The sequence below is a fragment of the Cyanobium usitatum str. Tous genome (genome assembly GCF_963920485.1).
GTDB lineage: Bacteria > Cyanobacteriota > Cyanobacteriia > PCC-6307 > Cyanobiaceae > Cyanobium_A > Cyanobium_A usitatum_A.
Map to the genome: position 1 here is coordinate 450,133 of NZ_OY986431.1, position 21,309 is coordinate 471,441.

The window sequence follows — 21,309 nt, forward strand, 5'->3', positions numbered from 1 at the left end:
TCCTGTGGGTGTGGATCCAGTCGATCGGCTGCTATCGAGCTACGGCTATGGCCTGCCGAGTGAACTCATCGCTCAGCGGCCGGTGGAGCCCCGTCACGACGCCAGGCTGCTGGTTGTCGATTCCATCGGCACAGGGCCCGCGCCCCATGCCCGCCACCTCAGGGTGTGGGATCTGCAGCACGAGCTCAGGGCGGGTGATCTGCTCGTGGTCAACGACACCCGCGTGCTGCATGCCCGGCTTGAGGCACGCCGCGCCAGCGGCGGAGCCGCCGAGCTACTGGTGCTGGAGCCCTGGCAGCCGTCTGGGGCAGATCGGCAGGCGGTCAATGTCCCCGGTGCAGCCCCAGGGCGTTGGCTGTGCTTGGCCAAACCCGCCAAACGGCTCAGGCCCGGCGACAGCCTGGAGCTGATCGCCCCAGGGGAGCCGCCGCTTGTAGTCACGGTGCTGGGTAGCGATCCTGAAACTGGTGGCCGCATCGTGCAGTTCCCTGCGGCGTGTAGCGATGCCGCGGCGCTGGAGCCGTTGCTGCTGCAGTACGGCGCGATCCCGCTGCCGCCCTACATCCACGGGCACGAAGCTTCCGACCATGACCGCTACCAGACCCGCTATGCCGCCCGGCCGGGAGCCGTTGCGGCGCCAACGGCGGGTCTGCACTTGAGTGATGAGCTGCTCGCGGCAATCCGTGGGCGCGGCGTGGAGCTGGCCACCACCACATTGCATGTGGGCCTGGGCACCTTCCGGCCGGTGGAAACTGAAGACCTGAGCCAGCTGCAGCTGCACAGCGAGTGGGTGGAGGTGTCGCCCGAGCTGGTGGCGGCGGTGGCGGCCTGCAGGGCGCGGGGCGGTCGGGTGATCGCCATCGGCACCACTTCGGTGCGCAGCCTGGAGGCGGTGGCCCAGCTCCATGGCGGCGAGCTGCGGCCCCACACCGGCCCGGTGAATCTGGTGATCCAGCCCGGCTACCGCTTTGCGGTGGTGCAGGGCCTGCTCACCAACTTCCACCTGCCCAAGAGCTCGCTGCTGCTGCTGGTGAGTGCCCTGATCGGCCGCGAGCGCCTGTTGGCGTTGTATGCCGAGGCGATCGCGCGCCAGTACCGCTTCTTCTCCTATGGCGATGCCATGTGGATCGCGCCGGAGGCGATGTCCGCTGGCGCCCAACCCCTTGGACGGCCATAGCGTTTGGGCATCAAAAAGCCGCCGGCGGTGGAGCCGGCGGTGGGATTCGCCCTTGCGATCAGGTTGCGCTGATCAGCTCTGGCCCCAGCACAGATTGGGGTTGGCGGTGGTGAGCAACATGCCCTTGATCGGCTGGTTGGTGGTCTGCAGGGTGTAGCTGAAATCGCTCGGACGCACACCGGTGGGCTTGGCGCAGAGGAAGGTGGCGCCACTGGTGTTGGTGGTGGTTGTGGTGCTGACGCCGTAGAGCTCCAGCAGGTTCACCATGGAGGGTCCGTACACCACTTCGCCAACGCTGCTGCCCAGGAACAGCTGGGAGCGGGTGCTGCCACAGCGGGCCTTGGAGGTGGCGGTCTGGGGATACAGGGCCGCGGAGGTGTAGGTCACATCACACATCACACCCTCGGGGGTGTTGGTGGGGCCTTGGATTGACAGGATGGCCACCGAGGTGGGGTTCGCCTGCCTCACGAACACCTGCCGGGGGATAAAGCTCTTGAGGTCAATCGCCTCAGCACTGTCGACGAGCAGTGCAGGAGCTGCTGCAAAAGACGTAGCGATGGCGGCCGTGATGGCACTCGCGCGGGAAAAGAGACGCATGAAGATACTGTTTAGGCACAATTATCATACCACAACATTGAGGTTATTGTGACATGGTTGATAAATTTTTTAGCCTGTGCTAGAATAAATAATTGCCGCTAATTTTGGCAGCAGCTCAGTAACACCCTGTGTATGCGGGTTTCGCCAGCTTCCGACCGCTGGAAGGGGTGGGTTCGGCATCTCCACACATTGGCTTGGTCCCTCTCAGGGCAGCTCCAGCCATCCCCGCATGGCCAGATCCAGATCCACGAGCACATCGGGCTCCAGCTGCCCCACCACCTCTCCTACGGCCTGGATCGGCACGGTGAACAGCTTGTCGACCATCAGCTGGGAGGGCTTGTGCAGGCCGTTGCGCGGTGAGGGCCCCACGGCGATCCGCACCAGGAGAGCCTGGCTGAGGGTGCTGGTCAGGGGGCAGAGGGTCACGCTGGGATGGGCCTGGAGCCAGCGATCCGCCTGCACCACCACCGCCGGCCGTGGTTTGCCGGAATAGGCACCGGCACTGGCCACGGTCACCACCGTGCCGCGGCGGACAGCGGCTGGTGTCATGCGGTCCAGTCGCTCCAATTGGGCACCTGCTCACTCCAGTGCGGCTGCTCCAACTGGGCCAGCCGTTCCGACTGCCGCCGGGCTTCTTCGCCGTCGCCGTGGCGGATCAGGTACTGACTGATGGCCTCGCGAATACAGGCACTGCGGCTCTTGCCCAGTTGCTGTGCCAGCTGATCGAGCTGCCGCTCGAGCTCCGGTTCCACCCGCACGCCGAGCACCATGGCCACACCCGTCAAACGTTCCGTACAACATCTTAGGACGGGTGCGGCCTCCCCCTGGCGCTCGTTGCAGCAAAAAGCCCCCGGTTTGGCGCCGGGGGCTGTTGGGAGGGCTGAGCTGATTCGCGGCCCGCGGGGCTTGGAGCCCCGCGATGGGGATCAGGCAGCGGCCAGGTTGGCGGCCACAAAGTCCCAGTTCACCAATTTCTCGAGGTAGGTAGTCATGTAGTCGGGACGGCGGTTCTGGTAGTCGAGGTAGTAGGCGTGCTCCCACACATCCATGGTGAGCAGGGCCTTCTGGCCGTGGGCCAGGGGCAGGTCGGCGTTGGCGGTCTTGGTGACTTTCAGGGTGCCGCCATCGAGCACCAGCCAGGCCCAGCCGCTGCCGAACTGGGTGGCGCCGGCGGTTTTGAACTGCTCGACGAAGGCCTCGTAGCTGCCGAAATCAGCGTTGATCTTGTCGGCCAGGGCGCCGCTGGGCTGGCCACCACCGCCGGGCTTCATGCACTGCCAATAAAAGCTGTGGTTCCACACCTGAGCTGCGTTGTTGAAAACGCCAGCCTTGCCAGCATCACCAGCGACTGCGGTGATGGTGTCTTCCAGGCTTTTGGCCTCAAGGTCGGTGCCAGCCACCAGATTGTTGAGGTTGGTCACGTAGGCAGCGTGGTGCTTGCCGTGGTGAAACTCCAGGGTGGAGCGGGAGATGTTGGGCTCGAGCGCATCGAGGCCGTAGGGCAGCGCGGGCAGCGTGTGAGCCATGGAGAGGAAAAAGACGAAGGGGTGGGCAGGAGGGGCGGCACGCCAGCATCCAGCCAGAGCGCCCATCCTAACGATGCCCGCCCGCAGCTCAGCCGCCGATGCGCAACAGCTCCACCTCGAAAGTGAGGGTGGCGTTGGGGGGGATAACGCCGCCAGCGCCCCGATCGCCGTAGGCCAGATCGGGTGGAATCACCAGCTTGCGCTTGCCGCCCACCTTCATGCCAGCCACACCCTCATCCCAGCCCTGGATCACCCGGCCGCCGCCGAGGGGAAAGGAGAAGGGGCCGCGTCCATAGCTGCTGTCGAATTCCGTGCCGTTGGCCAGGGTGCCCCGGTAGTTCACGGACACGGTCTGGCCGGCGCTGGCTTCGGCGCCGTCGCCGATTACCAGGTCGGTGATGCGCAGGCCGCTGGGGGTGGTGCGCTCTTTTGGAGCGTTGAGTTCACCGCCGAGGCCGCTGGCCTGGGCGATCTCAGCGCCGCTGGTTTGATCGTTTTCGCTGGCCATTACAAAAAGGGTGGGGTTGGGGTCGTCGGGGTCGAGCTCGAAGCTGCTGCTCACGGCTGGCCGCGCTTGGGCTGAAAACAGGGAGGCCATAGCTGCGCCACCGGCGCTGGCCGCATCAACTCTGGCCGCATCAACCACAGTGGGATTGACCAGCTGGCTCACCAGAGCCAGCAGCAGACAGGCCACGCAGACAGCGGAGCTGATCAGGATGTCGCGCATGGGACTCCAAGTACTGGCTTGATTCTGCCGGGCAGACGGATAGCCAGGGCTGATCAGTCGGGAATTTCGATCTCAGCAGGCATTTCATTGCCTGGGCGCTGACGCAGGCTGCGTTCCAGCCGGTCGAGTCGGCCCCGCAGCTCATCGAGTTCGCGTTGACGGGCCAGGCCTAGGTCTTGCAGGAGCTGGTCTTTATTGCGCTCCAGCTGGCGCTCGGCCTGCTGCTCTAGCTCGGGGGTTTCGCCCCGCAGGGCTTTGAGCACGTCGTCGACGAGGGCTGGAGCTTGGCTGGGATCGAGCTTGCCGCTGCGCACCCAGGCCTGGGTCACGCTGCGCAACCGCTCTGACACCAACGAGGTGGTGCCGAGGCCGCGCAGCAGCAGTTGTTGGAGGGGGTTGTTCGGATCCATGGCGGCTTGCTTCCCCAGGCACCCTGGCGCTTCCTACGCTTGCTTGCCATGGGCAATGACCGGCTGGGGAGGTGGTGGCTGGCTCTGGCCTCGGGGCTGCTGGCCGGACTGGCGCTGCCGCCTCTGGGCCTGCCTCCCCTGCTCTGGCTGGCCCTGGTGCCCCTGTGGGCCCTGGCTGGCTCAGCTCTCGGCGCTTGGGGTGGGGCCCTGTGGGGCGCTGCCGCCGTGCTGGTGAGTCACCGCTGGTTGCTGGGTCTCCATCCCCTCGATTGGATCGGCGTACCGGGCCCCTTGAGCCTGCCCCTGGCCCTGCTGTTGCTTTTGCTGTGTGCCCTGGCGGGAGCACTGCTGGTGGCCATCTGGGTGCTGCTAGCGCGGCGCCTAGACCCTCGCCGTGTCAGCAGCGCCCTGCTGTTAGCCGCTGGCTGGGGGCTGGTTGAGGTGCTGCTGGCTAAAGGGCCTTTGTTTTGGCTGGGGCTGGGGGCTGCTGCCCTGCCCGGCGATCGCCCCTTGGCGGGTTTGGCTGCCCTTGGTGGTAGCGGCTTGCTGGCGGCGGTGCAGTTGCTGCTGGGCTGGTGCCTCTGGCGCTGCTGCACCGCCCCCCAGCGCCGCCGCTGGTTGGTGGTTACAACCGCTGCCGTGCTGCTCAGCCACGGCGCCGGGGCTGCTGCTCTAGCGGCCATGCCCCTGCGGGGGGAGGGCGGCAGTGAGCGAGTGCTGGTGCTGCAGCCGGCGATTCCCACCCGCCGCAAGTTTCAGTGGGACCAGCAGCAGCGGCTGCAGCAGCGGCTGGCGGCCGCCTTGGCGGAGGCGGCCCAGCGCTCGGTGGATGTGGTTGTGCTGCCCGAGGGGGCCCTCGGGCTTGAGCCGCAGCTGGCGCAGCCGGTGCCGGTGGAGCTGATTAGCGGTGGCTTCCGCTGGCAGGAGGTGGCGGGGGAGCCCGAGCAGCGCAGCGCCCTGTTGCGCTTGGCACCAGGGGAAAGCCGGGCGAGTAGCTGGCTCGATAAGCATCGGCTGGTGCCCCTGGGGGAATGGGTGCCCCTGGCCAACCTGGCTCGCTGGAGCGGCCTTTCGGCCGTGGGGGGCCTGCAGCCAGGGGAGCCATCTCGGCTGCTACTTAGGCCGGCTGGGGCTATCGGCGGGGCGATTTGCTACGAGCTCTCCGATGGGGCCGCTCTGGCTGCCGCCGCCCGCGACGGAGCCGGCTGGCTGCTGGCCAGCGCCAACCTCGATCCCTACCCGCTGCTGCTCCAGCAGCAGTTTCAGGCCCTGGCCCAGCTGCGGGCCATCGAAACGGGCCGCTGGCTGGTGAGTGCCGCCAACACGGGGCCCAGCCTGCTGGTGAATAGCCGCGGTCTGCCCATGGCATCGCTGCCTTCCGGCCGGGCCGCCACCGGTGTATTCACCGTGCCACGGCTAAAAGTCCCCAGCCCCTACGACCGCTGGGGAGAGTTTCCCTTGTTAGTGGTGCTGGTGGGGGCGGCTTGGCGCAGATGGGGCTGAGGGATCACCTGGGTCTACTGGGCTAGGGGGCGGGCCTTACAGGAGCGCGGCTCATTGGTTTTTTGGCATTGCCGCCCTATCTCGCTTACGGGGGTTCAAAAGCATCCCAATGCTGTGACCAAGGGCGACCAAAGCAACGCCACCGGCGAGGCTCGCTAGCAGCAACAGCGCGCCGTCCCCTGGTTTGCCGGCCAGCAGGGCCCTGACCAGGTCCAACATCCAGGTGCTGAAGGTGGTGAGGGCCCCGCAGAAGCCGATGCCTGCCCACAGCATCAGCTTTTTGCGCCGGCTGGCTTGGGCCAAAACCACCCCGAGCAGGAGGCAGCCCAGCATGTTGGCGACCAGATCGGCCTCCAGCTGCCAGCGCAGTAGGGCGCCGGGGATGGCGCCGCCGGCCACCAGGGCCAGGTCGCGCAAATCTCCCTTGAGGCTGCGGCTTGGCATGGTGCTCATGGCTGAGCGCCCAGGCTGAGGCCCGCCAGGATCGCCAGCAGCCCTCCTGCAACTGATCCCCCAGCGAGCACGGCAGCCTCGCGCCAATGCCGCTTGCCCAGCTCGCTCCAGAGCTCGGCGCTGAAGCTGGAGAAGGTGCTGAAACTACCCAGGAAGCCAGTGCCCATCAGAAGCAGTGCTCTGCGGGAAGCTTCGCCGCAGCTCTGCTCCAGGCCCACAACCAGCCCTAGGGCAAAGCAGGCGATCACATTGACCCCAAAGGTGCCCCAGTGCCGGCTGGGCAGCACGGGCTCCAGGTGATCCACCACCCGGAAGCGCAGCCAGGCGCCGGGAACGGCGCCGATCGCCACCAGGAGGGCATCGGCCTCTGATGCTCCTGCGGCCATTGCTGCCCAACAACTGCCTGTCACTCTGCCCCCGGCTGGGCAGCTCAGGGCCTGGTTGCGGTGTGATCGGGTTCTTGGCGGCGGAATAGTCCGTCGAGGTAGTGGCGAGCCACGGCCCGGTCTGGGCAGCCGTGCTGGAAGAGGAAGCCGGCCAGGGCTGCCTGCATCAGGCGGTATTGATCCCACTGCGGGTGAACCCGGACAAACTCCCGCATGGCGTCGTACAGGTCCTCAGGGAACTGGTTTTCGACTGAAACAAAGGCGGGGGCGTGGTCCGGGATCTGGAGCATGGCGGCTTCGGCCTGGGTCCCCCATCACCCCACGCCAGGCGCTCATCCGTCAAAGGCTGTCCCGGGAGGCGAGTCCGGCAAGACGCACGGCCGCAAGCACCGGCCCATGGGCGCTTTCGGGGTTTGGGGGCTGCGGCTTCAGGCTCGGAAGTGTTGCTTGGAGCCGCGTCAAGGGGAGGGCCGTTTTCCCCATACAGAACCAAAAGCATCAGGGCGAGCGGCCGATATTGAGCCGCCGTTCTGTGGAAAAACCTAAGAAAAGCTGGGGATAAGGGCGTTTGGCTGGGGAAAAGCCCACTGCTCAGCAGTGGTGATCAATCCCGGGCTTGCCTGCAGGAACTCCTATGGCCGGCCCTGATCGAGCGCAACCTCAGCTTCAAGATCTGTTACAGTCTCATCAAGTTTCGTAACCAACGAGCATCCATGGCTGAATCCACCACCCGTTTTGGTTTTGTCGCTTTTGCCGAAACCTGGAATGGTCGTCTCGCCATGCTCGGTTTCGTGATCGGACTTGGGACCGAGCTCCTCACCGGTCAAGGAATCCTGGGCCAACTGGGTTTGGGCTGAATCCACTCGGGCTGAACGCAACAGCCCTCTGAATTTTTGCCGGGCAGTGAAAACAGCCCGGTTTTTTTGTGTTCTTGCAGCCTGGCCTTGCTGCTGCCGGCTGCCTAGCTGGCAATCGGCTTGGCGGCAAGCACTGCCAAGAAAGGATCGCCTTTGCGGCCAAGCCAGCCGAGAGCTCCTGGAGCTGCTGTCTCTTCCGCCACCAGCTCCGGCCTATCCCAACCCTGGGCCAGCAATACCTGGGCCACGTAGGTCAGGTGATCACGGTCGCCGCCGTCGGTCCAGATCTGGGGCGCTTTTTGAAAGAACATCCGGTTGCTGAACGCCACGATCACCTCACCCCTGGGCCGGACCACCCTCAGCAGCTCGGCAGCTACGGCCTCCGGTTGTTGGAGGTATTGCCAGCCGGCCACGATCAGCGCCACGTCCACGCTGTCGTTGGCTAGGGGTAGCCGCTGATCAACGTTGAGGTTTTGCACCCAGTGGCGATCAAGGCGCTGATTGGCTTTGAGCTCTTCGGCGTTGAGGCCGTGGCCGATCACCTCCTGATAGGCGATGCCCTCTGGCAGGTGGCTCACCCAGCTGCTCATCAGATCCAGCACCACGGCGCAAGGGGGGATGCGCTCGAGATATAGAGAGGTCAGTCGGGCCCGGAAACTGGCATCGAGGTGCTGTACGAAGCGGGGCTCGGCGTAAAAAAGAGCGTCGTCTGAGCGATCGAGCTTGTAACGGTCGGCTTCGTTTAGCACCGGTGCGGGCGCAATCATGGACACGGAGTCGGGGGTTTAGAGCAGAATTCGATCATGGCGGAGCTACAAGACGGCTGCGACTTAACAGGTCTGCCCCCATGGCGCTAGACTTTGCAAATCTCCTTAACAATCGGATCGTCACCGCATGTTCACGCTTGAGAAGGCAACCCAGATTTTTCCGGATACAGCTTCAGCTGACGTCGTGCCTGCGATCACGGCTCGCTTCAGCTTGCTCAGCGCCGAGGACCAACTGGCCCTGATCTGGTACGCCTATCTCGAAATGGGCAACACGATCACCGTTGCCGCCCCTGGCGCAGCACGGATGCAGTTTGCCGAGCCGGTGCTCAACCAGATCAAGGCGATGAGCTTCGCTGAGCAAAGCCAGATTATGTGCGAGCTTGCCAATCGCGCTGATACCCAAATCGGTCGCACCTACGCCTGCTGGTCGGTGAACATCAAGCTGGGCTTCTGGTACCAGTTGGGAGAATGGATGGCCGCTGGTTTTGTTGCTCCGATCCCCGACGGATACCAACTTTCGCCCAACGCTTCTGCGGTGCTCAGCTCGCTTAAAGCTGTGGATCAGGGCCAGCAGATCACCCTGCTGCGAAATTTTGTTGTTGATATGGGCTACGACCCCGCCAAGGGGGAGGGCCAGCGGGTCATGGAGCCCATTGCCGCTCCTACTCCCCAGGAGCAGCGCAAGCGGGTATTCATCGAGGGCGTCATCAACCCAACGGTGAACAGCTATATGGATCTGCTGAACGCCAACGACTTCGACAACCTGATCGAACTGTTCTTGACGGATGGCGCACTCCAAGCCCCTTTCCAGAAGCCAATCGTTGGTCGTGACGCGATCCTGCGCTTCTTCCGTGAAGACTGCCAAAATCTTCAGCTTCTTCCTGAGCGCGGCTTTGCTGAGCCAACAGAAGGAAACTTCACCCAAATCAAGGTGACTGGCAAGGTCCAAACCCCCTGGTTTGGAGCCGGCGTTGGTATGAACGTTGCTTGGCGCTTCCTGCTCAACCCTGACGGCAAGATCTACTTCGTGGCCATCGATTTGTTGGCTTCCCCTGCAGATTTGTTGAAATTCGGCCGTTGAGCGCAGCCAGCCGCAAGGGGCTCCTGCTTGCCGCACTAATAATGCTGGGTTGGCTGGTCAGCCTTGCTGGCCTGCTGAGCTGGGATTTAACAGCCACGCAGCTGGCCAGACCATCGGTCTGGCTGGCACTCTTTTTTGGAGTAGTTGGCCGCACCCTGCTGCAAACAGGCCTATTCATCGTTGGTCACGACGCCATGCATGGGGTGTTGTGGCCCCATTGGCGCTATGGCAATGCCTTGCTGGGCAGGATCGCCTTAGGCCTCTATGCGGCGCTTCCTTATCAAGCCTGCTGCCGCAACCATCAACACCACCATCTATTCACTGCTAGCGCCGCTGACCCTGATTTTCACGGGGATCCAGCTGCAGGGGCCTTCGCTTGGTATGCCCGCTTTATGGCTGGCTATCTCACCTGGGGGCAGATGGGCCGGTTACTCACTGGCTGGACAGTGTTGGCCTTGATCGCCTGCCGCTTGGCTCCATTTGCCTGGCTGAATGTGCTGCTTTTCTGCACCGTGCCCCTGCTGCTCAGCTCGCTCCAGTTGTTTGTTTTCGGTACCTACCTGCCCCATCGAGGCCAGCGTTTGCCCCAGCGTTCCCCCCACGCCGACAGCCTCGAACTGGCTCCCTGGCTCTCCCTACTGGCCTGTTTCCACTTCGGTTACCACAGGGAGCACCATGACGCCCCGACGCTTGCCTGGTTTGAACTTCCGGCCCAGCGGCGTAGGTCTCGCAGCAGGCTGTGTCCCCGACTAGCCTCGCTGCTAAGGGAGAGGGCTCAATTCACATGATGGACACGATGCTCGAAGGTTGGACAGACACGGAGCAGGCAGTCGCCCGCGAAGCCTTCGATCGTGCCTACACCAGGGCAGTGCAGAAGCTAGTTGCTGAGGTTCGTACCAAGGCAGACGAGCTTGAATCTGCAGAAACCGTATGGCAGCTTCACGATTACCTGAGTATTGAGCGCCACACTATCGAAGGTCGCTTTGATTTCCGCCTTGACGGCATCTTGTTCGTGTTTGCCAGCTTGGTCAAAGACAGCCTGCTGCAGATCGACGAACTGAACGGTCTAGAAGCCGAGAAGCTGGCCAAGATCCTTGCGATGTCCCGCTTTTAGCTCTCAAGTAATTGAGCCGTTGCGCTGATCGGGCAACGGCCTTGGGCTGGGTTGCTGGAAGGCAGGCAACAGGCTGTTAACCCCCAGCATCACGAAGCCAAGGGCCCCAAGTAGGGCCAGCAGCCTTAGCCACCAGGGGCGTCCCTGGTCGATGGGCCAGTCGTCTTGATCCTCCATTGATGGAGGCAACAGCTTGCGGTTGTGCATCAGATGTAGAACATCGGCAAGGGCTGCTTGATGGCATCGTGGTCGCGCAGCAGTTGGGCCAGGGTGGTTGCTCTGAGAAGGCGTTCCTTGCTGGCTTCCAGTTTTTGCTCTAGAGCTGCAAGTACCAGGAAGGCCGGATCATCTGGTTCTCTTTGCGGTTCGGTGTTGCTGCTGCCATCCAGCGCAGCCACTACATCGGCCACGGTGATGTTGTCTGGATTGAGGGCGAGTTGAAAGCCCCCCCTCGGTCCGCGGATGCTGGTTAGCAGTCCGGCCTTGCGCAGGCCAGTGAGCATCTGCTCGAGGTAGCGTTCGGGAATGGCATGGCGCCTGCAGATCTCGCCGGTTTGAACCAAGGCTCCAGAGGCGTAAGCCCCGGCGAGGTCTATCAGGGCGACCAATCCATATTGGGTTTTGGCGCTGAAGCCCATGGGCTTGCAATGGTCAACTGCCATTCTGCCAGCTAAACAACGCTAAGCGGGTCGGAAATCTCAAGGACCAACAAACAAAGGCAGTCTCGGCGCTCACACTCGCCGTGTCCCGTTAGTTCCGTGTGATCAGTCGGTTGGGTAGATAAATGCTTGGGTATGAATAGGTTTGGGTATGGCCTGCTGGTGGATCTGAGTCAAGGGCATTACCTCCGAAGAGCGGACTCTGGGCTCTTGGCGCCTATGTGGCCGCCAATCCGGCGGATGCAAGGGGCCTACGGGTGGGATAATGGTTTTACTACCGCCTTGCCATGCCACGACTCCTGTGCACCATTGCTGCTGCTACTGCTGTCCTATTGGCTGGGCCTGCGGCGGCGGCTGACAACCTCAACTCCGACCTTGAAGACATTTGCAAGCCTCTGCGTGAGGCGAACACTGAGCTCGGGGCGTCATCCGGACCGGGCTCACCTCTCGGGGCCTTTATGCAGAAAGAACTTTCGCTATCAGCCGCCCAGTACGGAGCACTCTGGTCGCTGCTCAAGCTCACTCCTACGCCGAGTTGCAGCCGTATGTACTGAACCGCCGCTGTACCATCGGAAGCATCTATATAGCTGGCCCTAAATTAATAACGACAATATGTTATAACCCAGTCGATCGCTTCCCTTTTGCTTAGACCTTCGTATTCAATGTCGTATTCATCACCTCCTTTATCGCAGTAACCATTTACAAAGGTACCATCATCCCAAAAAATCCCAATTGATTCTTTGTTGCGACAAATCTCAAAACGAATTCCGCCGCCGATAACCTTGTCGTCGGCGTCCCTGCAGTCGCGATCTCTCCACTCTTCCGCAAAAGATGGAGGTGCTAATGCAATTGGCATAGCAAGCAAGAGTGTCAGAAAGCGATTTCGTAGCATGATGCAAATAAAACTCCAGTAAAAATTAGGGATTCGATAAATGTATTTCAATTACCTAGTCACAAATATTAACTTGCGGTGAGGCTCTCTCCCGTTTCCTAAGGCGGTGCAGCGGTCAGCGGTGGTATCAGGCGCCAACCGGAACACCCAGAGCAGCACCGTCTGGCATACAACGAACTGGATCCATGGCATGAGTTGCTGGTGCCGAGCGCGAGGTAACGGAATGTCCGGCTGAGTTGATTGCCATGAGGGTGGAGGAGGGTACTTATAAGTCGCCCCGTTCAAGTGCAATCAGGCAACCGCGAATCAGCCAAAGCGAAACAAGCTTGTGTTGCGCTCGGGCGATGCCGAAGCTTGCACCGTCAATGAAGACGACCTCGAATTGGGTCAACCGATCCACTGCTGTAGCAAGCGTGCCGCAGATCTGCAGCATCAAGAGCCGATGCGCCGCTGCAGGCGGTTTAAGGATTGGCTGGGCCGTCGGTGAGTGAACAGCCCGAGCCGTGAGCAGTCCATTTGCGATGAACTTATGATTTCATTCACCCAACCCCGTGAATGCTCTGCTGCGGCACGCCGGAATCAAGATCAGGGCGGCGAAGAGACTTGTCATCAAGAGCACTCGCAGGACTCTGACGGTCATCGCCACGACCAAAGGCGCTGCTAGCACTTGGTCGGCGACTGCTAACCACTTTGGTCTTGCCCTACTGGCAACTCCTTCATCTCAACCCTAAGGGGGCTCCTCTACCCCAATGCGGCTAGTGCGGCCGCAGGAATCACTCCTGCGCAATGTCCAAGTATAAAGCGAACGTTGCTGCCTGCCTCAATAACAGTCAATTAGCCCTTGGCCCTTGTCAACCAGCCGTTTCAGCTTTGCCATCACTCCATAAGAACAATCGCGTTCAGTGATCGTTGTCTCAAAGGGTTCCCATTACTCGAAGCGCTGAATTTCTGGGAACCAAGGACAAAGCGATTGCCAACCAGCGTGACGGCTGCAACATGCAGTTCGATTATATGGTAGGTGCTGCGAGTTCATGGCTTGCCTTCGACACCCACCTCTTTCGCTATCTCCCGGCACAGCGCCATTTCTACTGATAGCGCCTTGGAGAGTGTCGTGACAGTTTTGCCCTAAGAATTGCCTTGAATGGGGGCATTGGTTCCTTTGACAAAGAAACTGGCATTAAAAAACCCGCTACTGGAGCGGGTTCTTGATAATGGAGCCAAGCGGATTCGAACCGCTGACCCCCTGCATGCCATGCAGGTGCTCTACCAGCTGAGCTATGGCCCCGATAGGACGCCTTGGCAACGGAATGCTGGTCATTCCGCTTGGCTTATGGCCTTGCCCAACGCCTAACGAGCTTACAACGCCACCCGTTTAGACCTGGCGCCAGACTGCCACTAGCTTGCCCTGCACCGTTACCTGGTCGGCGGGGAGCACGATTGGGGCATAGGCGGGGTTGGCCGCTTCCAGGGTCACCGTGGCGCCGCTGCGGTGAAAGTGCTTCAAGGTGGTGCCACTGCCGGGCACCAGGGCGCTGACGATCGTGCCTGCTTTGAGCCGGCTCGGGTCGCTGACAGGTTCAAGCAGCACCACGTCGCCGTCAGCGATGTGGGCATCCACCATTGAATCGCCGTTCACGGTGAGGGCAAAAAGGCCGCGGGTATCGAGCACGGGGGCCAGGTCGAGGCGCTCCTGGATGTCGTCGAAGGTTTCGACCAAGCCTCCGGCGGCCACGGCGCCGAGCACTGGGATGCCGCTGGCCATGCCTCCTAGGAGCTGCAGGGTGCGGGCTTGGCCCTCTTGCCAGGTGATCCAGCCCTTCTGCTGCAGGTGGCGCAGACGGCTCTGGATCGGCGCCGGAGAGCGCAGCCCCATCGCTTCCATCATTTGGCGGATCGAGGGGCTGTGGCGGTTGCAGCCGATGTAGTCGCTAAGCCAGTCGTATAGCTCTTGCTGGGCAGAGGACAGCTCTTGCTGGGCGTGGTTGGCTTGATTGTGACTGGAATGGGGCACGGACGCTACGTCGCTAATACAGATGTACCGCCTCTCGGTCTGTTTGTCCAGCTCAGGCGCCGCCGAGTAGGGCTGCCAGCAGGGCCTGCTGGGCGTGGAGGCGGTTTTCGGCTTGGTCGAAGACGCGGCTGGAGCTGCCCTCCATGGCACCGGCGCTGATTTCCAGGCCGCGATAGGCCGGCAGGCAGTGCAGCACGATTGCGCTTGGATCTGCTTCTGCCACCAGCTCTTCGTTGAGGCACCAGCCGGCGAAAGCCCTCTGGCGCTCTGCTTTTTCCTCCTCCTGCCCCATCGAGGCCCACACATCTGTGTAGAGGGCGTGGGCGCCGCGCACGGCAGCCACCGGCTCGTGCAGCACTGCCACCTCGGACCCGCGAGCAGCCGCGAGGCGGCGTGACTGCTCAAGTACGGCTGCATTGGGTTCAAATCCCACTGGGCAGCCGATGCGCACGTTCACCCCCAGAAGAGCCCCGCAGAGCATCAAGGAGTGGGCCACGTTGTTGCCGTCGCCCACGTAGCTGAGGGTCAGGCCCTCCACTGCTCCGAAGGCCTCCTGCAGCGTCAGGTAGTCGGCGAGGGCCTGGCAGGGGTGCTCCAGGTCGGTGAGGGCATTGATCACCGGGATCGTGGCCCAGTGGGCGTACTCCTCAAGTTCGTCCTGGGCGAAGGTGCGGATCGCCAGAGCATCCACATAGCGGCTCAGCACCCGGGCCGTATCTGCCACCGGCTCACCGCGGCCCACCTGGCTCACCTGGGGGTTGAGGTCGATCGTCTGCCCACCCAGGCGTGCCATCGCCACTGTGAAGCTCACCCGCGTGCGGGTGGAGGCCTTACTGAAGATCAGTCCGAGGGTTTTGCCGCCTAAATCGACGGGGCTGCGGCCGGCCTTTAGGTCGGACGCCAACTGCAGCAGGGCCTGGGTCTGTTCGCCGTTGAGATCGGCCGAGGAGAGCAGGTCCCGCCCGCGCAGCTCTGCTAGGGGCGGATAGGCACTGATGGCAGCCATGGCTCAACTCCTAGGGCATGACGCTGCTGGCCAGCAGCTCCTTGAGGTCGTCGCCTTCGATCACCTCCTTCTCGAGGATCTTCTCGGAGATCGATTCGAGCAGAGCTCGGTTGTGGTTCAGGATCGCTAGCGCCTTGTTATGGGCGTTGTCGACTAAGGAGCGAACCTCCTTATCGATCGCTTGGGCCGTGGCGTCACTCACCACCCGGCGGGGGTTGTTGTTGCCACCGAGGAAGCGGCTGCCGCCCTTCTTGTCGTAGGCCAGGGGGCCGAGGGTTTCGCTCATGCCGAAGGTGCCCACCATCTGCTCGGCGATGTCGGTGGCGCGTTGCAGATCGTTGGCGGCGCCGGTGGTGACCTCACCAAACACCACCTCTTCAGCGCTGCGGCCACCCAGCAAGGTGGCAATTTGACCCTCGAGGTCTTCCTTGGAATTGAGGAAGCGCTCCTCGGTAGGCAGCTGCAGGGTGTAGCCCAGGGCGCTCATGCCGCGGGGCACGATCGAGATCTTGGCCACCTTGCTGCCGCCGGGCATTAGGTGGCCCACGATCGCGTGGCCGACCTCGTGATACGCCACCACTTTCTTCTCATCGGGTTGCAACACCCGACTCTTCTTCTCCAGACCAGCCACCACTCGCTCAATCGCCTCGTTGAGGTCGCCTTGCTCCACCTCGGTGCGATATGAACGGGCGGCGAGCAGGGCTGCTTCGTTCACGAGGTTGGCCAGGTCGGCGCCGGCAAAGCCGCTGGTGGCTTGGGCGATCTTGTCGAGATCGACGGTGCTGGAGAGCTTCACCTTCTTGGCGTAGATCTCCAGAATCAGCTTGCGCCCTGACAGGTCGGGGCGATCCACCAGCACCTGGCGGTCGAAACGACCTGGCCGCAGCAGGGCGGCATCAAGGGTTTCGGGTTGGTTGGTTGCGGCCAGCACAATCACCGGCTTGTCCTGGCCGGCAAAGCCATCCATCTCGGTGAGCAGCTGGTTGAGGGTCTGCTCGCGTTCGTCGTTGCCGCCGACCACACCCATCGAGCCCGAACGGCTCTTACCGATGGCATCAAGCTCGTCGATAAAGATGATGCAAGGCGCTTTTTTCTTGGCTTCTTCAAATAGGTCGCGAACGCGAGCAGCACCAGCACCCACGAACAGCTCCACGAATTCGGAGCCGGAAATGATGAAGAAGGCCACGCCTGCTTCACCTGCAACGGCCTTGGAGAGCAGGGTTTTGCCCGTGCCGGGAGGGCCCACCAGCAGCACACCTTTGGGAATGCGGGCGCCGATGGCGGCGTAGCGCTCGGGTTTTTTGAGGAAGTCAACGATCTCGGCCAGCTCGGCCTTGGCCTCATCCACGCCAGCGACGTCGGCAAAGGTGACCCGTGATTCCTCATCGGGCACGTAAACCTTGGCTTTGCTCTTGGTGAAGCTCAATGCTCCCTGGGCACCACCGCCCATCTGGCGGCGGGCAAAGAACTGCAGCACCAGGATGAAGATCAGCGGCGGTACCACCCAGCTCAAGGCGGTGGTGAGGAAGCTGGGCTTCTGGGGGGGCGCGGCGGCGAACTCAACCCCGTGCGACTCGAGTCGCTGGGGCAGATCCATGTCGAAGATCGGCGTGGTGGAGAGCACTGTGGGAGCTCCCTCCTCCTCGGGCTCCTTGAGCTCGTAGCGGATCTGGTCTGAGGTGATGTAGGCCCGTTTGACGTTGCTGCTATTCACCTGGTCGATGAACAGGGAGTAGGGCACCCGGGGCACCTGGGCAGCTGGATTGGGCAGGAAGTTGCTGAACAGCAGCAGCACACCAAAACCGATCAACACCAGGTTGATGATTCCGAAGCGGCGGTTAGGGCGGTTGTCGTCCTGGCGGATCGCCATGGTGCGGCAGCCAAAGGTGCAACCAAACTAGGGCTGTGGTCCCCTGCTCGTTTCGGCGGCGGGTTGGGAGAACCGTACGAGGACCCAATCCAGCTATGTGTGGTCGCTATTCCCTCTGCGCTGGCTTCGATCGCCTGCAGCCCCGCTTGCAGGGCCCCCTGCCGCCCGGTCTGTCGGCCCACTACGCGCCGCGCTTGCAAGTGCTTCCCGGCGAACCCCTGCTGATCCAGCGCCAGGAAAATGGCCAGCTGCAGGTGGGGCTAGCCCTTTGGGGGCTGCTGCCCGACTGGGTCAAGGATCCCGCCAGCGCCCACCGCTGCCTGCATGCCCGCGCCGAGACGGTGGCCTCCAAGCCCAGCTTTCGCGCCGCCTGGCGCCATCGCCGTTGTTTGATTCCTGCTGATGCTTTTTGGGAGCAGGGCCAGTGGCTGCGGCGCCGCGATGGCGATCTGTTTTGGCTTGCCGGCCTCTGGGAGCGCTGGATCGGCCCTGATGGCAGCGAGCTCGATAGCTGCTGTGTGCTCACCACCGCCCCCAATGCCCTGGTGGCGCCAATCCACCGGCGCATGCCTGTGGTGATTCCCAATGGCCTGGAGCAGGCCTGGCTCGAGCCCACCGATGGCCCTGGCCTGCGGGCCCTCGAACCGCTGCTGCTGCCCTGGGATGGGGGCGACTGGCAGGCCGATGGGGCAGCGATGGCGCTAGACCAACCGCAGTTGGAACTGGACCTGTGAGCCTCGAGCGCCTTGATGCCTTTTTGGCCCATGCCCGCCAATCGCCCCAGCTGGCGACCCAGCTGGCGGAGCCCTTGGAGCTGCAGGATTTCCTGGAGCTGGCCCGCGGCGCTGGCTATGGCCTTGAGGAGGCTGATGTGATCGCCGCGCAGCAGCGGCAGGAGTCCAGCCTCAGCGATGCGGAGCTGCAGGAGCGGGCTGGCGCTGAAGGCCGGCGGTTGCGCAATTTCATCTACTCCTGATGGCAGCCCCTGAGCTGGTAGGCGCCTACCCCCGCCCACCGGCCCTGGTTGAGAGCAGCCAGCTGGTGCGGGTTGAGGCCCTGGGTCAGCTTCTGGCCGAGAGCCGCCGCAGTTTGCGGGTGCTGGAAACCTTTCACCCACCCACCTACTACCTGCCGCCTGAGGCGGTGCGCCAGGAGCTGCTTGTGCCCAGTAGCGGCGCCAGTTTTTGCGAGTGGAAGGGGGTGGCGCGCTATTTCGATGTGGTGCTGGATGGCGGTGGCCCGGCCGAGCGCCGGCTGCGGCGGGCGGTGTGGACCTACCTAGAACCCACCTATGCCTTTGCTGCTTTGGCCGGTTGGTTTGCGGTGTACCCGGCCTTGATGGACGGTTGCTGGCTGGACGGTGAACCCGTGCGGCCCCAGCCCGGCGGCTTCTACGGCGGCTGGATCACATCCCAGGTGCAGGGGCCGTTCAAGGGTGATCCGTTGCATCCGGAGCTCGTATGAGCAGCCTGGTGGGGAAGGGCATCGAGCCACCGGCCTGCTCCACCACCTCGCCGATCAACAGCAGGACTTGCTGCCGCAGGGCCCAGGCAGCGTGGATGTCGCTGCTGGCGGCGTAGCAGAGCAGGCGCAGTTGGAGGCTGGACTCGCCGTAGCCAACGAAGTGGGCTAGCTGATCCTTGGCTGGGTCTAGGCCGGGCAAGCTTGAGAGGCGCCGCTCCAGGTTTTGGGTGATCGTGGCGACACGCTCCCGGTCTGCGTAGCTGAGGCCAAATTCGATCCAGATGCGGCGGTTGTCGATCTGGGCCAGGTTCAGGATTGCTTGGCTGGTGAACACCCCATTCGGCACATAAATGCGCTGGCGTTCCGGATCGCGCAGCTCGGTGTAAAACCAGCCCACCTGCTCCACCGTGCCAAGCAAATTCAGGCCGGGCAGGTTGATGGTGTCGCCGAGCACGAAGGGGCGGTTGACGTAGAGGCTCAAGCCACTGAGGCCGTTTTCCACGATGGTGCGGGCGCCGAAGCCCAGGGCCGCTGCTCCAAAGCCCCCTGCGGTGATCAGCACTCCCGCCGATACACCCAGCAGATCAAGGCCCATCACCAGCACCACCAGCAGGGCTGCTGTGGTCAGCAGCTTGTCGAGCACGTCGAATAGGAACAGCTGATCCTTGCCGGAGAGGTGCGGCAGCAACTGGGCGGCGTAGTGCTCGGCGCGCTGTTTGAGCTCTCTGCGCCAGCGCAGCAGGGTCCAAATCACGCCGATGGTGAGCAGCAGATTGCGCACCTCCAGGCCAGCCAGCCACCAGCCCGCACTGCTGAGCAACACCGTGCCCGCCAGGCTGACTCGCCCGCTCAGTAGCAGGGCTTGCCCGAGGGAGCCGCTGCGGCAGCGCCTGCCGAGCCGGTCCAGCAGCAGCCAGGTGCCTAGGGCCAGCAACACTCCAGCCAGGGGAAGTTGCAGATCGAAGGGCAGGTTGGCGGCGATCATGGATCCAGCTCTGCAGGCGAGCTGAGTTGCCAGAGCAGATCGCTGCCCAGGCGCTGGGGCGCTTGCGCCTGCCAGCTCCGCACCTGCTCCATAGCTGTGAAACCCAGCTCACCAAGGGGGGTGCGGGCCGGCTGGCCACCCATCAGCTTCGGGGCGATCACGGCGGCCAGCTCCTGCACGCAGCCCTCGGCTAAAGCGGCGGCAGCTAGTTCAGGGCCGCATTCCCAGAGCACCTGGTTGCAGCCCCGCAGCGCCAAGGCCTCCAGCAGCAGTCGGGGGCTGCAGCCCTCTAGCTCCAGTCTGGGCACGCCCCGTTTATCCAGGGCGGCGGCGGCCGCGGCTGGAGCCTCTGGCCCATGCACCACCAGGGTGGCGGCGGCGCTCTGATCCCAGAGCTTGGCCTCGGCGGAGAGCTCCAGGCGGCGGCTGAGCACCACCCGCAGCGGCTCGGGCTGGCGTTGGCCGCGGCTGGTCAGTAGGGGGTCGTCGGCGCGCACGGTGCCGCCTCCAACGATCACCGCATCGCAGCCGGCCCGCAGCCGGTGCACCCAAGCGCGGGCCTCGGGGCCACTGATCCACTGGCTGGCGCCATTGCTCAGGGCGGTGCGGCCATCAATGCCCATGGCCCACTTGAGGATGCCCAAGGGGCGGCCGCTGCTGATGCGGTGAATGAAGGCCCGGTTGAGGGCGCGGGCCTCGGCCTCGGCTACGCCGGTGATCACCTCGATGCCCGCGGCCCGCAGCTGGGCGAGGCCGCCCCCCGCCACCTGGGGGTTGGGATCGGCCATGGCCACCACCACCCGGGCGATGCCGGTGGCAATCACCGCCTGGCTGCAGGGGGGGGTGCGGCCGTGGTGGCAGCAGGGCTCCAGGGTCACCACCAAGGTGCCGCCGCGGGCCCGCTCGCCCGCCTGGGCCAGGGCGCCGACCTCGGCGTGGGGCTCGCCGGCCCGGGCGTGATAGCCCTCCCCCACCAGCGAACCGCCGGCATCGAGCACCACCGCTCCCACCAGGGGGTTGGGGCTGGTGCGGCCGGCGCCCAGCTCAGCTAGCTGCAGGGCACGTTGCATCCAGGGGCGCCAGGGGTTTGGTGTGGGGGGTGGCACTGAACAGGTGTGGAAGAGCAAGAGTTAGAGCGGAGAAAACCTAAAAGAGATATTCAGCCGCTCCCATGCGATGTTTGATCCATCCGTTGTTTTCCTGAATTCATCATTTCCGTATAAGACAGGGCCCTGGGGCGTTGCTGATCAAAGGAGATCGTCTTAAGATCCTCGGGCTGAGGGCGAGTCCTTCTAGTCAAGAGTTTTTTAACCATCCAGCCGATGATCAACGAAAAACCAAGAAAGACCAGTATGCGCATGGCTTAATAATCGCGTAGATATGCATCAGGGCAAGCCAAACGTTGTCTTCACTGCGAGGACGCCGAAGGTTTTGCCTCGTCTGTGACTTGTGCAGGAGGCATGGGGGCGGGATCTTGAAGGGTTTCGGTAGGCGGGGCAGGCAAGGACGGAGTCGCCGGAGACTGAGTGGCGGGAGATTGAAATAGCGGACTCTGGGCGCCATTTTCACGGCCTTTGAGGTCTTTTTGCAACTTCTCAATTAAAAGCCGCTGGTCTTTTATTTGCCCATCCATGCCATCAAAATATCTCACGGCAGCAACGGCGCCAACCGCAATAGTTGTCAAGCTTGCAACAACTGCGAGGCTTTTAGAAAAGCTAACCATGATGCCATCCTCATGCATAAGGTTTTGGTGATTCTATCTTGGTCAATCCAGTCACTTCTGGCGGGGCTGAGCCGGGGGGTGGGAGCCTTCATCCATCGGCC

The 21,309-nt window shown here is 63.1% G+C and carries 28 protein-coding genes and 1 tRNA gene; 9 read left to right on the forward strand and 20 right to left on the reverse strand.

The features are described from left to right. Positions 1 to 4: 4 nt before the first annotated feature. On the forward strand, positions 5 to 1,177 hold the full coding sequence (gene queA, locus U9970_RS02410) for a tRNA preQ1(34) S-adenosylmethionine ribosyltransferase-isomerase QueA (RefSeq protein WP_322765137.1): 1,173 nt from the start codon (positions 5 to 7) through the stop codon (positions 1,175 to 1,177). Between the two features lie 72 nt (positions 1,178 to 1,249). Here queA and U9970_RS02415 read toward each other — a convergent pair whose 3' ends face one another. The 6 genes from U9970_RS02415 to U9970_RS02440 all read right to left on the reverse strand — a co-directional run bounded on the left by U9970_RS02415 (position 1,250) and on the right by U9970_RS02440 (position 4,437). Next, positions 1,250 to 1,774: a hypothetical protein gene (locus tag U9970_RS02415; RefSeq protein WP_322765138.1), complete on the reverse strand. Its 525-nt coding sequence runs from the start codon at positions 1,772 to 1,774 to the stop codon at positions 1,250 to 1,252. Positions 1,775 to 1,978: 204 nt separating this feature from the next. After that, positions 1,979 to 2,323, reverse strand: coding sequence for a type II toxin-antitoxin system PemK/MazF family toxin (locus U9970_RS02420; protein ID WP_322765139.1), 345 nt, complete (start codon positions 2,321 to 2,323; stop codon positions 1,979 to 1,981). After that, entirely contained in the window at positions 2,320 to 2,550 is a 231-nt protein-coding gene (locus U9970_RS02425) for a ribbon-helix-helix domain-containing protein (protein WP_322765992.1), read from the reverse strand. The genes U9970_RS02420 and U9970_RS02425 overlap by 4 nt, the downstream gene beginning before the upstream one ends. Before the next feature lie 150 nt (positions 2,551 to 2,700). Beyond that, positions 2,701 to 3,300 carry a superoxide dismutase gene (locus U9970_RS02430; RefSeq protein ID WP_322765140.1) on the reverse strand — a complete coding sequence of 200 codons (600 nt, stop codon included), beginning with the start codon at positions 3,298 to 3,300 and terminating at the stop codon, positions 2,701 to 2,703. An 88-nt stretch (positions 3,301 to 3,388) separates the two neighbouring features. Continuing rightward, positions 3,389 to 4,027: an FKBP-type peptidyl-prolyl cis-trans isomerase gene (locus tag U9970_RS02435; protein ID WP_322765141.1), complete on the reverse strand. Its 639-nt coding sequence runs from the start codon at positions 4,025 to 4,027 to the stop codon at positions 3,389 to 3,391. 53 nt (positions 4,028 to 4,080) lie between these two features. After that, entirely contained in the window at positions 4,081 to 4,437 is a 357-nt protein-coding gene (locus U9970_RS02440) for a phasin family protein (protein WP_322765142.1), read from the reverse strand. A gap of 48 nt (positions 4,438 to 4,485) precedes the next feature. On the opposite strand from U9970_RS02440, the gene lnt reads away from it, so the two are divergent. Next, on the forward strand, positions 4,486 to 5,940 hold the full coding sequence (gene lnt, locus U9970_RS02445; protein WP_322765143.1) for an apolipoprotein N-acyltransferase: 1,455 nt from the start codon (positions 4,486 to 4,488) through the stop codon (positions 5,938 to 5,940). Positions 5,941 to 5,991: 51 nt separating this feature from the next. On the opposite strand, the gene U9970_RS02450 is transcribed toward lnt, so the two are convergent. From U9970_RS02450 to U9970_RS02460, 3 genes are read right to left on the reverse strand one after another with little or no spacing between them, the layout of a single operon-like run. Continuing rightward, positions 5,992 to 6,393, reverse strand: coding sequence for a FluC/FEX family fluoride channel (locus U9970_RS02450; protein ID WP_322765144.1), 402 nt, complete (start codon positions 6,391 to 6,393; stop codon positions 5,992 to 5,994). Then, a complete protein-coding gene (locus tag U9970_RS02455) occupies positions 6,390 to 6,779 on the reverse strand; it encodes a fluoride efflux transporter FluC (protein ID WP_322765145.1) in 390 nt (129 codons plus the stop codon). The genes U9970_RS02450 and U9970_RS02455 overlap by 4 nt, the downstream gene beginning before the upstream one ends. 44 nt (positions 6,780 to 6,823) lie before the next feature. Beyond that, entirely contained in the window at positions 6,824 to 7,069 is a 246-nt protein-coding gene (locus tag U9970_RS02460; protein ID WP_322765146.1) for a DUF2811 domain-containing protein, read from the reverse strand. A 423-nt stretch (positions 7,070 to 7,492) separates the two neighbouring features. Between U9970_RS02460 and U9970_RS02465 the strand changes: the two genes are divergently transcribed. Next, positions 7,493 to 7,636, forward strand: a complete 144-nt coding sequence (locus U9970_RS02465) for a chlorophyll a/b-binding protein (protein WP_242036302.1) — start codon at positions 7,493 to 7,495, stop codon at positions 7,634 to 7,636. A 104-nt stretch (positions 7,637 to 7,740) separates the two neighbouring features. Here the strand turns inward: U9970_RS02465 and U9970_RS02470 are convergent, their stop codons facing one another. Further along, on the reverse strand, positions 7,741 to 8,403 hold the full coding sequence (locus tag U9970_RS02470; protein ID WP_322765147.1) for a class I SAM-dependent methyltransferase: 663 nt from the start codon (positions 8,401 to 8,403) through the stop codon (positions 7,741 to 7,743). Positions 8,404 to 8,530: 127 nt separating this feature from the next. On the opposite strand from U9970_RS02470, the gene U9970_RS02475 reads away from it, so the two are divergent. Genes U9970_RS02475 through U9970_RS02485 form a run of 3 tightly spaced genes read left to right on the forward strand, consistent with a single transcriptional unit; the run spans position 8,531 to position 10,598 of the window. Further along, positions 8,531 to 9,484 (forward strand): orange carotenoid-binding protein, encoded by a 954-nt coding sequence (locus tag U9970_RS02475; RefSeq protein ID WP_322765148.1) that lies wholly within the window; start codon positions 8,531 to 8,533, stop codon positions 9,482 to 9,484. Next, entirely contained in the window at positions 9,481 to 10,272 is a 792-nt protein-coding gene (locus U9970_RS02480) for a fatty acid desaturase (RefSeq protein WP_322765149.1), read from the forward strand. Before U9970_RS02475 ends, U9970_RS02480 begins: the two co-directional genes overlap by 4 nt. Then, positions 10,272 to 10,598 (forward strand): hypothetical protein, encoded by a 327-nt coding sequence (locus U9970_RS02485; protein ID WP_322765150.1) that lies wholly within the window; start codon positions 10,272 to 10,274, stop codon positions 10,596 to 10,598. The genes U9970_RS02480 and U9970_RS02485 overlap by 1 nt, the downstream gene beginning before the upstream one ends. Before the next feature lie 3 nt (positions 10,599 to 10,601). Here U9970_RS02485 and U9970_RS02490 read toward each other — a convergent pair whose 3' ends face one another. The 7 genes from U9970_RS02490 to ftsH form a co-directional block, all read right to left on the reverse strand. Continuing rightward, positions 10,602 to 10,805 carry a hypothetical protein gene (locus U9970_RS02490; protein ID WP_322765151.1) on the reverse strand — a complete coding sequence of 68 codons (204 nt, stop codon included), beginning with the start codon at positions 10,803 to 10,805 and terminating at the stop codon, positions 10,602 to 10,604. Beyond that, the gene (locus U9970_RS02495) at positions 10,805 to 11,260 is read right to left on the reverse strand and encodes an RrF2 family transcriptional regulator (protein WP_322765152.1); all 456 of its coding nucleotides are present in this window, start codon (positions 11,258 to 11,260) and stop codon (positions 10,805 to 10,807) included. Before U9970_RS02495 ends, U9970_RS02490 begins: the two co-directional genes overlap by 1 nt. Before the next feature lie 595 nt (positions 11,261 to 11,855). Then, positions 11,856 to 12,200 (reverse strand): hypothetical protein, encoded by a 345-nt coding sequence (locus tag U9970_RS02500; RefSeq protein ID WP_322765153.1) that lies wholly within the window; start codon positions 12,198 to 12,200, stop codon positions 11,856 to 11,858. A 1,161-nt stretch (positions 12,201 to 13,361) separates the two neighbouring features. Then, positions 13,362 to 13,434: transfer RNA gene (locus tag U9970_RS02505), tRNA-Ala, on the reverse strand. Between the two features lie 87 nt (positions 13,435 to 13,521). Continuing rightward, positions 13,522 to 14,160: a transcriptional repressor LexA gene (gene lexA / locus U9970_RS02510; protein ID WP_322765154.1), complete on the reverse strand. Its 639-nt coding sequence runs from the start codon at positions 14,158 to 14,160 to the stop codon at positions 13,522 to 13,524. Between the two features lie 52 nt (positions 14,161 to 14,212). Continuing rightward, positions 14,213 to 15,166 (reverse strand): ornithine carbamoyltransferase, encoded by a 954-nt coding sequence (gene argF, locus U9970_RS02515; protein WP_322765155.1) that lies wholly within the window; start codon positions 15,164 to 15,166, stop codon positions 14,213 to 14,215. Between the two features lie 10 nt (positions 15,167 to 15,176). Beyond that, positions 15,177 to 17,036: an ATP-dependent zinc metalloprotease FtsH gene (ftsH, locus tag U9970_RS02520; protein ID WP_322765156.1), complete on the reverse strand. Its 1,860-nt coding sequence runs from the start codon at positions 17,034 to 17,036 to the stop codon at positions 15,177 to 15,179. A gap of 95 nt (positions 17,037 to 17,131) precedes the next feature. Between ftsH and U9970_RS02525 the strand changes: the two genes are divergently transcribed. The 3 genes from U9970_RS02525 to U9970_RS02535 are packed head-to-tail and all read left to right on the forward strand — an operon-like array spanning position 17,132 to position 18,500. Continuing rightward, on the forward strand, positions 17,132 to 17,770 hold the full coding sequence (locus U9970_RS02525; RefSeq protein WP_322765157.1) for an SOS response-associated peptidase: 639 nt from the start codon (positions 17,132 to 17,134) through the stop codon (positions 17,768 to 17,770). After that, the gene (locus tag U9970_RS02530; RefSeq protein ID WP_322765158.1) at positions 17,767 to 18,012 is read left to right on the forward strand and encodes a Nif11-like leader peptide family RiPP precursor; all 246 of its coding nucleotides are present in this window, start codon (positions 17,767 to 17,769) and stop codon (positions 18,010 to 18,012) included. The genes U9970_RS02525 and U9970_RS02530 overlap by 4 nt, the downstream gene beginning before the upstream one ends. Further along, positions 18,012 to 18,500 (forward strand): DUF427 domain-containing protein, encoded by a 489-nt coding sequence (locus tag U9970_RS02535; protein ID WP_322765159.1) that lies wholly within the window; start codon positions 18,012 to 18,014, stop codon positions 18,498 to 18,500. The genes U9970_RS02530 and U9970_RS02535 overlap by 1 nt, the downstream gene beginning before the upstream one ends. Here U9970_RS02535 and U9970_RS02540 read toward each other — a convergent pair. The 3 genes from U9970_RS02540 to U9970_RS02550 form a co-directional block, all read right to left on the reverse strand. Further along, positions 18,466 to 19,485 (reverse strand): mechanosensitive ion channel family protein, encoded by a 1,020-nt coding sequence (locus tag U9970_RS02540; RefSeq protein WP_322765160.1) that lies wholly within the window; start codon positions 19,483 to 19,485, stop codon positions 18,466 to 18,468. The two genes, U9970_RS02535 and U9970_RS02540, sit on opposite strands and share 35 nt — an antisense overlap. After that, on the reverse strand, positions 19,482 to 20,555 hold the full coding sequence (ribD, locus tag U9970_RS02545; RefSeq protein WP_322765161.1) for a bifunctional diaminohydroxyphosphoribosylaminopyrimidine deaminase/5-amino-6-(5-phosphoribosylamino)uracil reductase RibD: 1,074 nt from the start codon (positions 20,553 to 20,555) through the stop codon (positions 19,482 to 19,484). The genes U9970_RS02540 and ribD overlap by 4 nt, the downstream gene beginning before the upstream one ends. A gap of 338 nt (positions 20,556 to 20,893) precedes the next feature. Beyond that, a complete protein-coding gene (locus U9970_RS02550; RefSeq protein WP_322765162.1) occupies positions 20,894 to 21,208 on the reverse strand; it encodes a hypothetical protein in 315 nt (104 codons plus the stop codon). Between the last annotated feature and the right edge of the window lie 101 nt (positions 21,209 to 21,309).

Coding starts and splice junctions, on each gene's coding strand:
- ribD (WP_322765161.1), bottom strand. CDS start 20,555: ATGCAACGTGCCCTGCAGCTAGCTGAGCTGGGCGCCGGCCGCACCAGC.
- U9970_RS02525 (WP_322765157.1), top strand. CDS start 17,132: ATGTGTGGTCGCTATTCCCTCTGCGCTGGCTTCGATCGCCTGCAGCCC.
- U9970_RS02540 (WP_322765160.1), bottom strand. CDS start 19,485: ATGATCGCCGCCAACCTGCCCTTCGATCTGCAACTTCCCCTGGCTGGA.
- U9970_RS02415 (WP_322765138.1), bottom strand. CDS start 1,774: ATGCGTCTCTTTTCCCGCGCGAGTGCCATCACGGCCGCCATCGCTACG.
- U9970_RS02535 (WP_322765159.1), top strand. CDS start 18,012: ATGGCAGCCCCTGAGCTGGTAGGCGCCTACCCCCGCCCACCGGCCCTG.
- U9970_RS02495 (WP_322765152.1), bottom strand. CDS start 11,260: ATGGCAGTTGACCATTGCAAGCCCATGGGCTTCAGCGCCAAAACCCAA.
- U9970_RS02455 (WP_322765145.1), bottom strand. CDS start 6,779: ATGGCCGCAGGAGCATCAGAGGCCGATGCCCTCCTGGTGGCGATCGGC.
- U9970_RS02475 (WP_322765148.1), top strand. CDS start 8,531: ATGTTCACGCTTGAGAAGGCAACCCAGATTTTTCCGGATACAGCTTCA.
- lnt (WP_322765143.1), top strand. CDS start 4,486: ATGGGCAATGACCGGCTGGGGAGGTGGTGGCTGGCTCTGGCCTCGGGG.
- U9970_RS02450 (WP_322765144.1), bottom strand. CDS start 6,393: ATGAGCACCATGCCAAGCCGCAGCCTCAAGGGAGATTTGCGCGACCTG.
- U9970_RS02470 (WP_322765147.1), bottom strand. CDS start 8,403: ATGATTGCGCCCGCACCGGTGCTAAACGAAGCCGACCGTTACAAGCTC.
- U9970_RS02460 (WP_322765146.1), bottom strand. CDS start 7,069: ATGCTCCAGATCCCGGACCACGCCCCCGCCTTTGTTTCAGTCGAAAAC.
- U9970_RS02420 (WP_322765139.1), bottom strand. CDS start 2,323: ATGACACCAGCCGCTGTCCGCCGCGGCACGGTGGTGACCGTGGCCAGT.
- U9970_RS02430 (WP_322765140.1), bottom strand. CDS start 3,300: ATGGCTCACACGCTGCCCGCGCTGCCCTACGGCCTCGATGCGCTCGAG.
- argF (WP_322765155.1), bottom strand. CDS start 15,166: ATGGCTGCCATCAGTGCCTATCCGCCCCTAGCAGAGCTGCGCGGGCGG.
- U9970_RS02435 (WP_322765141.1), bottom strand. CDS start 4,027: ATGCGCGACATCCTGATCAGCTCCGCTGTCTGCGTGGCCTGTCTGCTG.
- U9970_RS02550 (WP_322765162.1), bottom strand. CDS start 21,208: ATGGTTAGCTTTTCTAAAAGCCTCGCAGTTGTTGCAAGCTTGACAACT.
- U9970_RS02490 (WP_322765151.1), bottom strand. CDS start 10,805: ATGCACAACCGCAAGCTGTTGCCTCCATCAATGGAGGATCAAGACGAC.
- U9970_RS02465 (WP_242036302.1), top strand. CDS start 7,493: ATGGCTGAATCCACCACCCGTTTTGGTTTTGTCGCTTTTGCCGAAACC.
- U9970_RS02485 (WP_322765150.1), top strand. CDS start 10,272: ATGGACACGATGCTCGAAGGTTGGACAGACACGGAGCAGGCAGTCGCC.
- U9970_RS02440 (WP_322765142.1), bottom strand. CDS start 4,437: ATGGATCCGAACAACCCCCTCCAACAACTGCTGCTGCGCGGCCTCGGC.
- ftsH (WP_322765156.1), bottom strand. CDS start 17,036: ATGGCGATCCGCCAGGACGACAACCGCCCTAACCGCCGCTTCGGAATC.